The organism is Phenylobacterium sp. (genome assembly GCF_037968635.1).
Classification (GTDB): Bacteria; Pseudomonadota; Alphaproteobacteria; order Caulobacterales; family Caulobacteraceae; genus Phenylobacterium.
Window position 1 is genome coordinate 50,189 of record NZ_JBBKVV010000053.1, and the last position, 13,071, is coordinate 63,259.

Genomic DNA, 13,071 nt, shown 5'->3' on the forward strand with positions numbered 1-13,071 from the left:
GGGCCTGACGGTCAAGCGCGCAGGGCTTGGACGACATCACGGGGCGCTTGCAGCAAAGCGCCGGGCGCCAGCGCCGTGACCTCACCCACCACGATCATCACCGGTCCGCCGCCGCTGGTCGCGGCCAGGATCGGCAGACTGTCCAGAGACCCGGTGACAGCCCGCGCCTGCGATCTTCCGACGTTCTCGATCACCGCAACCGGCGTCGAGGGCGAACGGCCCGCGGCGATCAGGCGGGCGCGGATCTGTCGGGCGGCGGCGCCGCCCATATAGATGGCCAGCGTGGTCTCCGGATCGGCCGCGCCATCCCAGTCGGCCACCAGCTTGCCCGCCGTCAGGGTCGCGGTTGCGAACACCACCCGCCGCGCCAGGCCGCGATGGGTGAGCGGAAAGTCGAACTGGGCTGCCGCCGCGCAGGCGGTGGTCACGCCGGGCACGATCTCCACCGGCACGCCGTGGGATTTCAGGAGGGCGCTCTCCTCCCCCACCCGCCCGAAGATCGATGGATCGCCGCCCTTCAACCGCACAACCTTCAGGCCCCGCCGCGCCAGGCGCAGCATCAGCCGGTTGATCGTGTCCTGCGCCATGCTAGCGCGCGCCGCCCGCTTGCCGGTCTGGATGCGAATGCAGTTGGCTGGCGCAAGGTCGAGAATCTCCGCCCCGACCAGGGCGTCGTAGAGCAGGGCTTGGGCGCCCTGGACCGCGCGCATCGCGCGGACCGTCATCAGGTCAGCGGGACCTGGCCCCGCGCCCACCAGCAGCACCTGACCAGCGGCATGATCATGCGGCATCCTGGGTCTCCCTGGCGGTGTTGAGCGCGGCGATGCGCCGGGCGATCTCGGGGCGGCAGGAGCCGCAATTGGCGCCGGCGCCGGTAGCCGCGCCGATAGCCTCGACGGTGACGGCGCCGCCGCGCACGGCGTCGTCGATGGTGTGGGCTCCCACCTTCAGGCAGGCGCAGACGGTGGGGCCCCGGTCGACTGCCGGACCGGGCGGGCGGCCAAACAGCAGGGTGGCCCGCGCGGCGGCGGGAAGCGCCTCGTGCTCGAACAGATCGGCCAGCCATTCGCGCGGCGGCAGGGCGCCGCCGGTGGCGACGAACAGCACGCGCTCGAGCCGGTCGCCCGCGACCCAGGCGTCGCGGCGCGCGCCCGTAGCCGGGTCGCCATAGCTCAGAAGTTCGCCCGTGGGCTCCCCGATCCAGCGGCGCAGGACTTCACGCTCGTCCTCGTCCCCGCGCCCGGCGAATTCATGCAGGATGCAGCCGGTCTGCGGAATGCGCCGCCAGATCAGGTCCGCGCTCTCCGGCGGGGCGAAGCCCCGGCGGTCGATCAGGAAGCCCTTCCAGGTCTCCCGATAGGCCCGCACCCGGGCGGGCGTGTGCTTGAACTCGGGCTGGCCGGAGGTGGGATCGATATTCGGCGCGATCAGCGGATTGGACCGACCCTGCGGCCCATAGGCCTTGGTCCAGTGCATGGGCATGAAAACGCCGCCCCGGCGCTGGCGGTCTGTGAGCCGAGCGATAGCGACAGCCTCGCCGCGCGCCGTCTGGACCCGGGTCAGAACGCCCTCGGTCACGCCGACGGCGGCGGCGTCCTCGGGGTGGATCTCCACGAAGGGCTCCGGCGCATGACGCCACAGGTCCGCGGCCAAGCCCGTCCGGGTCATGGTGTGCCATTGGTCACGGATGCGGCCGGTATTCAGCGACAGCGGGAAGGCCGGATCGCAGGCTGTGGCGGGGCCCTTGGGCGCGACGGGCATCATGTTGCCTCGCCCATCGGCCGTCTGAAACCGCCCATTGGTGAACAGCCGCGGCGTGCCGATCCGGTCGGCGCCCACCGGCCACTGAATCGGCTCCAGTTCGTCGTAGCCTGCCTGTGAGAGGCCCACGAGGCCCGACAGGTTCAAGGTGCGGCTGAGGTTCTCGAAGGCCGTGAGCCGGGTCCACTCGCGGAAGACACTGGCCTGGCTCGACCAGGAGAAGGCGTCGCCAAACCCCATGCCGTCGGCCACCTCGGCCACGATCCGCCAGTCGGCCTTGGCCTGGCCCGGCCTCGGGAACAGCGCCCTCTGGCGCGAAATCCTGCGTTCAGAATTGGTGACCGTGCCGTCCTTCTCGCCCCAGGCCAGGGCGGGCAGCTTCACATGGGCGAAGGCCATGGTGTCGGTGTCGGCCATACAGTCTGACACGACGACGAAGGGGCACTTGGCCAGGGCTTCGCGCACCCGGCCTGCGTCCGGCATGCTGACCGCCGGGTTGGTGGCCATGATCCAGATGGCCTTGACCCGCCCGTCGTGGACGGCCTCGAACATGTCGACGGCCTTTAGGCCGGGCTTGGGGGAAGTTTTCGGCGCGCCCCAGAAGCGGGCCACCCGGGCCACGTCGTCGGGAACAAAGTCCATGTGGCCGGCCAGGGTATTGGCCATGCCACCGGTCTCGCGCCCGCCCATGGCGTTGGGCTGGCCGGTGATGGAAAAGGGGCAGGCGCCCGGCTTTCCGATCCGGCCGGTCGCCAAGTGTGCGTTGAGGATCGCCAGTCCCTTGGCCACGCCCTGGGCCGACTGGTTGGCGCCCATGGAGAACAGGCTGACCGTCCTGGGGGTCTCCGCGAACATCGCGAAGAACGTCTCCAAATCGGCCACGGCCAGCCCGCAGTCGGCAGCCACCGCGGCGGGCGACTGGTCGGCCTGGGCCAGTTGCGCCTCCACGGCGGCGAAGCCGTTGACGTGGTCGGCGATGAACGTCCGGTCGATGGCGCCGCGAGAGATTAAGTCGGCCAGCAGGCCGTTCCACAGCCGCACATCCATCTGCGGGGCCAGCGGCAGATGCAGGTCGGCCACTTCGGCTGTGTCGGTACGGCGCGGGTCGATGACCACATGGCGCTGGCCCCGCGCCCGCTGGGCCTCCATGCGCCGGAACAGCACCGGATGCGTCCAGGCCGCGTTGTGACCGCTGAACACCACCAGGTCGGCGAGGTCGAGGTCCTCGTAGCAGCCGGGCACCAGATCGGCCCCGAAGGCCTGCTTGTGGGCCACTGCGGCCGAGGCCATGCAGAGCCTGGAGTTGGTGTCGATATTCCCCGAGCCGATGAAGCCCTTCATCAGCTTGTTGGCGGCGTAATAGTCCTCGGTCAGCAGCTGGCCTGAGACATAGAAGGCCACCGAGTCCGGACCGTGTCGCGCGATGGTTTGGGAAAACCGGCGGGCCACCAGGGCGGTGGCCTCGCTCCAGCCCACCTCACGCTCGCCGATCATGGGGGTGAGCAGTCGACCCTCCAGCCCCACCGTGGCCCCGAGCGCGGAGCCCTTCGAGCACAGCCGGCCGGCATTGGCCGGGTGAGTAACGTCGCCGCTCACCGCCAGGCTGCGGCTCTGGGTCACCACGCCCGAGACACCGCAGCCCACGCCGCAATAAGGGCAGGTGGTCTTGACGGCGGGGATGAGGGAGCCGTCGGCCACGGACTAGCCTCCGACCACGCCCAGCATCAGGCGGCCGTCCACCACCTCCAGCGGGACCACCGGCGCGCAGCCGTGACCTTTGTCGGCGCCGGTCCCCTCGCCGGTGGCGAGGTCAATGACCCGGCCGTGCAGCGGACACGTCACCGACTGCCCGTGGACGATCCCCTGGCTGAGCGGCCCGCCCTTGTGCGGGCACTTGTCCATAAGGGCGAAGACCGCCCCGTCTCCCGTGCGGAAGATGGCGATGTCACCGCGCGGACTGGGGACCCGTCTGGCCCCACGGCGCGGGATGTCGGTCACAGCGCCCACGTCGGTCCAGAGGATGGCGGGTTCCTTGACGAGCGCGTTCATGCGGGTTCGAACTCCAGGCGACGGCTAAGCGGATTGAACTCTTCGGTATGGCGGCCGGCGACCCGTTCCGCCCACGGATCGACGCGGGAAAAGCGCTGCGAATAGGCGAACCGGTCATAGAGCGCCCGGCGGTCGTTGGGATCGGCCAGCGCCGCCTTGATGGCGTCCAGACCCACCCGGTCCATCCACTTGTAGATCCGCTCCAGATACCAGCCCTCCTCGCGGTAGAGCTGCACCAGGGCGCAGATGGTCCAGATGGCCTCTTCCTCGGTGGCGACCTTCGTCAGGATCTCGGTGCCGCGAATATGCAGGCCCGCCGCCCCGCCGACATGGATCTCGTAGCCGCTGTCGACACAGATCACGCCGACGTCCTTGCAGGTGGCCTCGGCGCAGTTGCGGGGACAGCCCGACACCGCCAGCTTGACCTTGGCCGGCGTCCAGGACCCCCACATGAACTTCTCCAACCGGATCCCCAGGCCGGTGGAGTCCTGGGTTCCGAACCGGCACCAGTCGGTGCCGACGCAGGTCTTCACGGTGCGCAGGCCCTTGGCATAGGCGTGGCCCGAGACCATGCCTGCCGCATTGAGATCGGCCCACACCGCCGGCAGGTCGTCCTTCCTGACCCCCAGCAGGTCGATGCGCTGGCCGCCGGTGACCTTGACCGCGGGAATGGCGAACTTGTCGGCCACGTCGGCGATGGCGCGCAGTTCGTCGGGCGTCGTCATGCCGCCCCACATGCGCGGCACCACCGAATAGGTCCCGTCCTTCTGGATGTTGGCGTGGACCCGCTCATTGATGAAGCGCGACTGCTTGTCGTCCTGATAGTCCCCGGGCCAGGCGCAGATCAGGTAGTAGTTGAGGGCCGGCCGACACGAGGCGCAGCCGTCTGGCGTGCTCCACTCCAGGGCCTGGTGGATGGCCGGCATGGACTTCAGTTCGCCCTCGACGATGGCCCGACGGACGACGTCGTGGGTGTGGCCGGTGCACTTGCACATCGGCGCAGGACCGGTCTGGACCTGGAAGCCGTCGCCAAGCGTCAGCTTCAGCAGCTTCTCCACCAGGGGCGTGCAGGAGCCGCAGGAGGCTGAGGCCTTGGTGACCGAACGCACCGCGTCCAGCGTGGTCAGGCCCTGGCCAGTGATCGCCCCGGTGATCTGCCCCTTGCACACGCCGTTGCAGCCGCAGACCTCCTGGTCGTCGGACATGGCCGCAACGGCCGAACTAGGGTCCAGGCCCGACAGGCCCTCCGTGATGGCCTGACCGAAGATCAATGTCTCTCGGATGCCGCTGACATCGGCGCCTTGGCGCATCAGGTCGAAGTACCAACCACCGTCGGCGGCGTCGCCGAACAGCACCGCCCCGGCCACCTTGCCGTTCTCCAGAACGACGCGCTTGTAGACACCGCGTCCGGCGTCCCGGAACACGATGTCCTCGCAACCCTCCCCGCCCGCGAAGGCGCCGGCTGAGAACACGTCGACCCCCGACACCTTCAGACGGGTCGAGAGCATGGAGCCGCCATAGGCGCTGGCCTCGTCGCCGGTCAGGGCCGCCGCCAGGGTCTTGCACATGTCCCAGATGGGAGCGACCAGGCCATAGGCCACGCCCCGGTGCTCGGCGCATTCGCCTACCGCATAGATATCGGGATCGTCGCTGCGCATCTGGTCGTCGACCACCACGCCGCGGCCGACCCCGAGGCCCGCGGCCTTGGCCAGCGCCGTATTGGGTCGGATGCCCACAGCCATGACCAGGATCGAGCAGGGCAGCACCCGGCCGTCCGAAAGCTTCAACCCGCTGACCTTGCCATCAACGCCGAGGATCGCCTCGGACTGGGCCGAAAGCACCGTCTCCACCCCACGCTGAGCCAGGGCCTCGGTGAGCAGGAAGCCCGCGGCGCTATCGAGTTGACGTTCCATCAGTACGTCCATCAGGTGGACAACGGTGGCCTTCATGCCGCGCTTGGCCAGGCCGTAGGCGGCCTCCAACCCCAGCAGGCCCCCACCGATCACCACGGCCGCGCCGCCGGCGTCGGCGGCGGCGACCATCTGGTCCACATCGTCCAGGTCGCGGAACGTGACCACGCCCTTCAGGTCCGCGCCTGGCAGCGGCAGGCGTACGGGGTCCGAGCCGCTCGCTAGGATCAGCCGATCGTAGGGAACGGCGAGCCCGCCCTCGGCCGAGACAGTCTTCATCGCCCTGTCGATCGCGGTGACCGCGCGGCCGGCGTGCAGGGTGATGGCGTTGTCGCGATACCAGGCCTCGTCATTGATGACGATGTCGTCGAAGGCCTTCTCTCCCGCCAGCACAGGCGAGAGCATGATGCGATTGTAGTTCACCCGCGGCTCGGCGCCGAAGATGGTGATCTCGTAGCGGTCGGGGTCGCGCTTGAGGATGTCCTCCACCACCCGGCACCCGGCCATGCCGTTGCCGATGACGACGAGACGCTGCTTGGAAGCTTGCTGGGTCATGAGGTTCAGACCCGGACCGGAGCAGAGTCGGCAGGCGCGAGAGTCGGCCAGACCGCGCGCCAGTGGTTCTTCAGACCGGCCAGGGCCACCAGGGCGAACACCGCCAGGGCGGCAAAGCCCAGGAAGCCCAGCTGGTAGGTTCCGGCCATCTTCTTGGCGAGGCCCAGGGTCGAGGCGAGGTAGAAGCCGCCGACGCCGCCGGTCATGCCGATCAGGCCGGTCATGACCCCGATCTCCTTGCGGAAACGCTGCGGCGCCAGTTGGAACACCGCGCCATTGCCGGCGCCCAGGGCCGACATGCAGAACATCAGGACCGCGAAGGCCATCCAGACATTGGGCATCTGGAAGCTGGCGGTGGCCAGGCCGATGGCCGCGAAGCCCAGCACTACGATCAGGGTCCGCACCCCGCCGAAGCGGTCGGCCAGCGCCCCGCCTACCGGCCGGATGAAGGAGCCGGCGAAGACGCAGGCGGCAGTGAAGAAGCCGGCCTTCACCGGGTCGATGCCGTATTCGGAGTTGAAGTAGATAGTCAGGGACGAGGACAGGCCCACGAAGCCGCCGAAGGTCACGCTGTAGAGCAGCATCAGCCACCAGGCGTCCGCCACCTTCAGAACGTCGAGATACTCCGAGAACTTCTTCGGCTCTGGCTGTTCCGGCGCATCCTTTGCCATCAGCAGATAGACGACGAAGGCCACGGCCAGCGGAATGATCGCCAGGCCAATGACGTTGTTCCAGCCGAAGGTCTTGGCCAGCAGCGGGGCGAACAGGGCCGCCAGGGCCGTGCCGGAATTGCCGGCCCCGGCGATGCCCAGCGCCAAGCCCTGGTGCTCCTGCGGATACCAGCGGCTGGCCAGCGGCAAGGCCACGGCGAAGGAGGCGCCGGCCACACCCAGCAGGACGCCCAGCACGAGCACCTGGTTGTAGTTGTGAACCCCCAGCAGCCACGCGGCGGCGAGACCTGTGATCACGATGCTCTGGCCGATCAGGCCTGTGCGCTTGGGACCGATCCGGTCGACCATGACGCCGGCGACCAGTCGCAGCAGAGCGCCCGCCAGCACCGGGACCGCGACCATCAGGCCCTTCTGGGCTGGATCGAGATGGAAGTCCTTCGCGATCGCCACGCCCAATGGCCCGAGCAGGACCCAGACCATGAAGCTGAAGTCGAAATAGAGGAAGGCGGCGAACAAGGTGGGCGTGTGGCCCGACTTGAGGAAGGAGCGGCTCAACATGGACTGAAACCTTGGATGAACGAGAGCGGCGGCATCGCCGTTGGGGTGACCGCATCCGAGCGGTCGTCTCGATCAGCCGCGAACGTCGTTGTCCGTGGGCCTGCCCTCATGACGCACTGCAACATGGCCGATGTCAGCCATGGCGCACCGATCCCAGGCCAGTTGGGCAGCAGCGCCTATTTCGCAGGCGCCGCGAAATCTTGGGTGATGAAAAACGAGGCGTTCAGCCGGCGGCGAAGGTCTTGCCGTCGAACAGGGGCCCCGGCGCAGGCTGGACCTCGGGTGCGAGTCCTGTCGCCTTCAGGGCCGCCATCGCAAGGTCTGGCCGATAGACCGAAGCGATCAGGGCCTGCGCGTCCACATCCGCGCCGATCTGATTCCATCGCCGCATCTGGGCCAGGAACCACCGGGCGTGCTCCAGGCGCGGGATCCCGGCCCCGTCGCGGTGGAAGACCAGCTCGCCTCCGAGCGCCGCTGAAATCGCATCGGGCGGTGCGCCCACATATTCAGGCTGGGCCAGCAGGACGGCCAGGTCCTCGTGATTTTCCGCGCGGTCGCACCAGGCCTGGGCACGGACCAGCGCCCGCAACAGCGGCGATAGGCGATCATCCTGAGCGAAGGCCGCGCCCGCCCCCAACACCTTGTCGGGTCCCGCCGGCCAGAACTGCGAGGTGCGCATCACCACGCGCCCCAACCCACCCCGGGTGGCTACCGCGTTCCAGGGCGCGCCGACGCAAACCCCGTCCACCTGACCAGTGCGCAGTTGCTCCACCATGCGCGGCGGCGGCGTCACCACCAGCCGCACGTCGCGATCCAGATCGACGCCGGCCTCCGCCAGCCAATAGCGCAGGGCGTAATTGTGCATCGAATACGGGAAGACGACCGCGAAGGTCAGCGGGGGCTCGCCCCCCACCCGCCGCTGGCCGATGAACGCGGCCAGCCCTGCAGCGATCTCCTGCAAGGTCTCCGCGCCGGCCGGCAGGGCCTGGCTGAGCCTGTTGGACAGCGTGACGCCGGCCCCGTTCACCGCCAGAGCCAGGGGCGCGATCATCGGCGTCACCGGTCCGCCGGCGCCCGCCGTCGCGGCCAGCGCCATGGGCGCCAACATGTGGGCCGCGTCCAGGGCGCCCACCGTCACCTTGTCGCGGATCGTCGCCCAGGAGGCCTCGCGGCTCAGGGTCACGTCCAGGCCCTCGCCCGCGAAGAACCCCTTGGCCTCCGCCACCACCAGCGGCGCACAGTCGGTCAGAGGAATGAACCCCAAGGTCAGGCTGGTCACGACGCGTCCCCCTTCAACACGCCCGCGAAGGCCAGCAGGTCTGTCGCCACCGCGCCGAGCGGTCGACCAGTGTCCATGGCCAGCTTGCGCAGCAGCTTGTAGGCGGCGTCTTCGTCCAGGCCCCGCTCCTTCATCAGCAGGCCCTTGGCGCGATCCACCACCTTGCGGGACTCCAGGTTGGCCTTGGCCTTGGCCAAGTCGCCGCGCAGCTGCTGCATCAGCGAGAACCGGGTCATCGCCACCTCCAGGATCGGCCGCACTCGGGCCGGCGCCAGACCATCGACGATATAGGCCGCCACCCCCGCTCGGATCGCCTGCTCGGCAAGCCCGGGTTCGGAACGGTCGGCGAACATCACCACCGGGCGCGGATTGGTCTCACCGGCCTCGCGCAGGCTCTCAAGCGTGTCGCGGTCGGCGCTGTCGCAGGCCACCACGATGATGTCAGGGGCAAAGCTCGCCACTTCGGCGGCGTCGAACTGGGCGCTCTGGCGCACCTCCAGCGGATCGACGCCCTCCAGCCCCTCGGCCACCAGCGCCGCCCGGGCGGGGTCGGGATCTATGACAAGGACGCGCATGGGGCTCTGCTAGCCGCCAAGGCCGGGCAAGACGCCATCCGCCGCGCGCAAATCGCCCATGGCGCGGCCTGAACGCCTGTTTTCAGGGCACACTTCGCAACTCATTTGGGCGCCTTAGGCCCATCCGACTCGCCCGCCAAGCGATCACGCTCCTCCGGCGTATTGGCCCCCCGCAGCCTGGGCAGCAGTTCCAGGTCCAGCGGAATCTGGATCAGCCCCGCTCGCGCCACGAACCGTCGCAGCGGCCAGTCATCTTGCGCGTCCTGCGGAACCGCCGCGATATCGAGCACCATCGGCAGGGGCTGACCGTCGAACGCGGCCCCCGGAGCGCCGGCCGCCAGCAGGGGCGCCAAGTCTTCCGGATTGATCGTCGGCGCGTCCACCGCCAGCACCAGCACGCGGTCCACCTGGCCCCGCACCAGGGCGATCCCCGCCAGCACCCCGGCCACCGGTCCGCTCAAGGGGGCGGGATCAGGCGCCCGGGGCAGGCCGAACGCGCCGTCGCCGGCGGACACCACCACCTTAGCCCCCAGCGCGCGGGCCAGCTCCGCCACCAGATCCACCGCACGGCGCCCGTCCCAGAGCTGCGCGGCCTTGTCCGTCCCCATCCGCCGCGACGCGCCGCCGGTCAGGATGATCGCGCCAAGGGTGAGGGGTGTGCTCATGGGCGGACAGTTGGAGCGAGCGCGACCCTACGTCAACGGTCAGGCTAGGTTCGCCAAGCCTGAACCTGCGCCACCAGGGCCGCGACATGCTCCGGTGGCGTCGTCTTCGGAATGCCGTGCCCCAAGTTGAAGACGAACGGGCCGCCGGTCGCTGCCTGCAGGATGCGCTCCACCTCTGACCTAAGCGCGCGCCCGCCAGCCACCAGCAACTGGGGGTCGAGATTGCCCTGAATGCAGCGCCCGAGCTCGCCCTGGATTCTCGCCGAGGCCCAGCCGAGCGGCACGGTGTTGTCCAGCCCGATACAGTCGGCGACGATCTCCACCACATAGCTCTCGTACAGTAAGCCTGCGGCGCGGGGGAAGGCGATCACCGGAACGGTCGGGTGCTTCGCCTTCAGCGCCTTGATGATCGCGGCGACGGGTTCGACGCACCAGCGCCGGAAGAACGGCTCGGGCAGGATGCCGGCCCAGCTCTCGAACAACTGCACCGCCTCGGCGCCGGCGTGAATCTGACGGTCGAGGAATTCGATCGCCGCCGTGGTCAACATGTCGATCAGCGGCTGGAAGCCATCTGGATCCGACAGCGCCCACTGCCGGATGATGGCGTGATCAGTGGCGCCGCCGCCCCGGCCCTCGACCATGTAGGTCGCGACCGTCCACGGCGCCCCTGCGTAGCCGATCAGCGTCACTTCGTCCGGCAAGGCCCCAGCCAGTTCCCGCACGGTCTCGTAGATCGGCGCCAGAGCCTCGTGCAGGTTCGAGAGACTCAGATAGCGGCCGATATCCCCCGAAGAGCGGATCGGCGGGCTCAGCGTCGGCCCCTCGCCATCCACGTATTCGAGGGTCTGGCCCAGAGCCGCGGCGAGTTGGGGCAGGTCGGCGAACAGTATCGCGCCGTCCAGGCCAAACCGGCGGATTGGCTGCAGGGTCACCTCCATCGCGTGTTGCGGCGAATTGCAGAGCCCCAGCATCCCACCGGCCGCGTCGCGGGTGACGTGATATTCAGGCAGATACCGCCCCGCCTGCCGCATCAGCCAGATCGGAGGCCGCTCCGTCCGCTCCCCTCTAAGCGCGCGCAGCAACAACTTCTCCGGGACCTGGACCATGCTGTTCTCGCCTTGCGTTGGGCGTCCTCCCTATCAAGCCGTCCTAACGCCGCCAATACCGAGGCTTGTCCCCGGAGGTCGGGCCGCAAATCCGGATTGACTGCGCTCGGGGTCCGCCCGACAGAGTTGGCCATGGCGACCATGATCCTCAGCGTAACCGGCAGCGACCGGCCCGGTCTCACCCAGGCCCTGGCCGCCGCCGTACTCTCGGCCAGCGGCAACTGGCTGGAAAGCCATCTCAGCCGGCTGGGTGGGCTCTATGTCGGCTCGGTGCTGGTGGAGGCCGATGACCTGGAAGCCCTGCGCGCGGCCGTGCAGTCGGTGGACGCCCACGGCCTGGAGGTCCGCATCGCACCGGCGGTCGAGGCGCCCAACGACGACGGCGATGAGGTTCTCTTCTCCCTCGTCGGCCAGGACCGGCTGGGCATCGTCCACCAGGTGACGGCGGTCCTCAGCGGGCTGGCGGTCAACATCGAAGCCTTCGAGACCCGGATCAGCGCGGAGCCCCAGACCGGCAGCGCGCTCTTCCATCTCGACGCCCGCCTGCGCCTGCCCACCGCCCTGACCGGCGCCGATGTCCAGGCGGCGCTGGAGGACATCTCCGCCGAGATCATGGTCGACATCTCGCTGGCTCCGGCCAAGGCGCGCTGAGGCCCGGTTGCATGGGGGGCGTTCGCGAGTCGCCGTGCCGCAGCGGCCAAGGCCGAGAATCAGCCTCAAACTGATTCATGGCGACGCGCGACCTCTTCGACCTCCTGGCTCTTGAACGCCCCTTGCAGGTGGCCGACATCGGCGCCGCCGACCTTGGCGAGACGCCGGTCTACAAGGCGCTGGTCGATTCAGGTCAGGCCGAGCTGAACGCCTTCGACGCCGATCCGCGCCAGCACGCGGCGCTCCGCCGGCTCTACGGCGAGCGTGTCAGGATATTTCCCCAGGTGGTGGGCGACGGGGAGCCCGCGACCCTCTACCTGGCCGCCCCGCAGTCGGGGATGACCTCGCTGTTTCGGCCCTCGGCCGATCACCTGGCCTTCTTCAACGGCTTTGAGCGGCTGGGGCAGGTGGAACGCAAGCAGGCCGTCAACACCACTCGGCTCGACGATATCGAGGACCTGCCCGACCTCGACTTTTTGAAGATGGATATCCAGGGCGGCGAACTCGACGTCCTGCGCCATGGGACCGCCAAGCTGGCGCGCTGCGCCATGGTCCAGCTCGAGGTCTCCTTCGTACCGCTCTACGAGGGCCAGCCCAGCTTCGGCGACATCGACGTCTGGATGCGCGGGCGGGGCTTCATCCCGCACTGCTTCACGGCCATGAAGAGATGGTCGATCGCGCCGGTCCTGCGCGACGGCGACTTCCGAAGTCCGTTCAACCAGCTGCTGGAGGCCGACATCGTCTATGTCCGCGACCCCGTGGCGCCCGGCAGCCTGGATCCGGAGCTGATGAAAACCGTGGCCCTTCTCGCCCACCACAACTTCTACAGCATCGACCTCGCCGGCCGGATGGTCGCCCTGCTCGCCGCCCGCGGCGAACTCCCTGCGGACGCCTTCGAGCGCTACCTCGCCCTGGTGAACGCCGGAGCGTGAGACGTCAGGCGTCGAACCGGAAGGCGACGCCTTCGCGCTCGAAAAGACCGAAGACCACCCTGGGCGCGCTCGGACGCCGCAGCCTATCGCTTCGAGACCTGACGCCTCGCCACGATCATCGCGCCCTCGAGTCCCGAGTGCTCCAAGGCCGGGGCGCGTAGGTAGTTGACGCCGGAGATCAGCGGCGCGCCATAGACGCCGAGGTTTCGGCGCAGGGATGCGGCCACCTCGCCCAACAGACCCGGCGTCGACATGACCCCGCCTCCCAGTACGATGCAGCGCGGCGACCAGGCCAGGGTCAGGCTGGCGCAGAGTTCGCCCAGATAGTCGGCGGCCAGCGCCCGCAGGTCGGCGCGGTC

At 69.1% G+C, this 13,071-nt stretch carries 12 protein-coding genes; 2 read left to right on the forward strand and 10 right to left on the reverse strand.

Going from position 1 to position 13,071, the window contains the following annotated elements:
• Positions 1 to 11: 11 nt before the first annotated feature.
• From cobA to hemE, 9 genes are all read right to left on the reverse strand, one after another.
• On the reverse strand, positions 12 to 791 hold the full coding sequence (cobA, locus tag AAC997_RS05730) for a uroporphyrinogen-III C-methyltransferase (RefSeq protein WP_340644727.1): 780 nt from the start codon (positions 789 to 791) through the stop codon (positions 12 to 14).
• Entirely contained in the window at positions 781 to 3,459 is a 2,679-nt protein-coding gene (locus AAC997_RS05735; protein ID WP_340644728.1) for a nitrate reductase, read from the reverse strand. The genes cobA and AAC997_RS05735 overlap by 11 nt, the downstream gene beginning before the upstream one ends.
• Positions 3,460 to 3,462: 3 nt before the next feature.
• Positions 3,463 to 3,810, reverse strand: coding sequence for a nitrite reductase (NAD(P)H) small subunit (locus AAC997_RS05740; protein ID WP_304828719.1), 348 nt, complete (start codon positions 3,808 to 3,810; stop codon positions 3,463 to 3,465).
• Positions 3,807 to 6,275: a nitrite reductase large subunit NirB gene (nirB, locus tag AAC997_RS05745; RefSeq protein ID WP_340644729.1), complete on the reverse strand. Its 2,469-nt coding sequence runs from the start codon at positions 6,273 to 6,275 to the stop codon at positions 3,807 to 3,809. The genes AAC997_RS05740 and nirB overlap by 4 nt, the downstream gene beginning before the upstream one ends.
• 5 nt (positions 6,276 to 6,280) lie before the next feature.
• Positions 6,281 to 7,504: a nitrate/nitrite transporter gene (locus tag AAC997_RS05750; protein WP_340644730.1), complete on the reverse strand. Its 1,224-nt coding sequence runs from the start codon at positions 7,502 to 7,504 to the stop codon at positions 6,281 to 6,283.
• A gap of 223 nt (positions 7,505 to 7,727) precedes the next feature.
• Positions 7,728 to 8,783 (reverse strand): CmpA/NrtA family ABC transporter substrate-binding protein, encoded by a 1,056-nt coding sequence (locus tag AAC997_RS05755; RefSeq protein ID WP_340644731.1) that lies wholly within the window; start codon positions 8,781 to 8,783, stop codon positions 7,728 to 7,730.
• The gene (locus AAC997_RS05760) at positions 8,780 to 9,358 is read right to left on the reverse strand and encodes an ANTAR domain-containing protein (RefSeq protein WP_340644732.1); all 579 of its coding nucleotides are present in this window, start codon (positions 9,356 to 9,358) and stop codon (positions 8,780 to 8,782) included. The genes AAC997_RS05755 and AAC997_RS05760 overlap by 4 nt, the downstream gene beginning before the upstream one ends.
• A gap of 101 nt (positions 9,359 to 9,459) precedes the next feature.
• Complete coding sequence (locus AAC997_RS05765) at positions 9,460 to 10,023, reverse strand: NTP transferase domain-containing protein (protein WP_340644733.1); 564 nt, start codon at positions 10,021 to 10,023, stop codon at positions 9,460 to 9,462.
• 44 nt (positions 10,024 to 10,067) lie between these two features.
• Positions 10,068 to 11,129 carry a uroporphyrinogen decarboxylase gene (gene hemE, locus AAC997_RS05770; protein ID WP_340644734.1) on the reverse strand — a complete coding sequence of 354 codons (1,062 nt, stop codon included), beginning with the start codon at positions 11,127 to 11,129 and terminating at the stop codon, positions 10,068 to 10,070.
• A 132-nt stretch (positions 11,130 to 11,261) separates the two neighbouring features.
• Here hemE and AAC997_RS05775 point away from each other — a divergent pair, with 132 nt between their 5' ends.
• Complete coding sequence (locus AAC997_RS05775; RefSeq protein ID WP_340644735.1) at positions 11,262 to 11,780, forward strand: ACT domain-containing protein; 519 nt, start codon at positions 11,262 to 11,264, stop codon at positions 11,778 to 11,780.
• Between the two features lie 77 nt (positions 11,781 to 11,857).
• Positions 11,858 to 12,712, forward strand: coding sequence for an FkbM family methyltransferase (locus tag AAC997_RS05780; RefSeq protein WP_340644736.1), 855 nt, complete (start codon positions 11,858 to 11,860; stop codon positions 12,710 to 12,712).
• Between the two features lie 83 nt (positions 12,713 to 12,795).
• On the opposite strand, the gene AAC997_RS05785 is transcribed toward AAC997_RS05780, so the two are convergent.
• The coding region (locus tag AAC997_RS05785; protein WP_340644737.1) for an ROK family protein at positions 12,796 to 13,071 on the reverse strand (276 nt) is incomplete at its 5' end.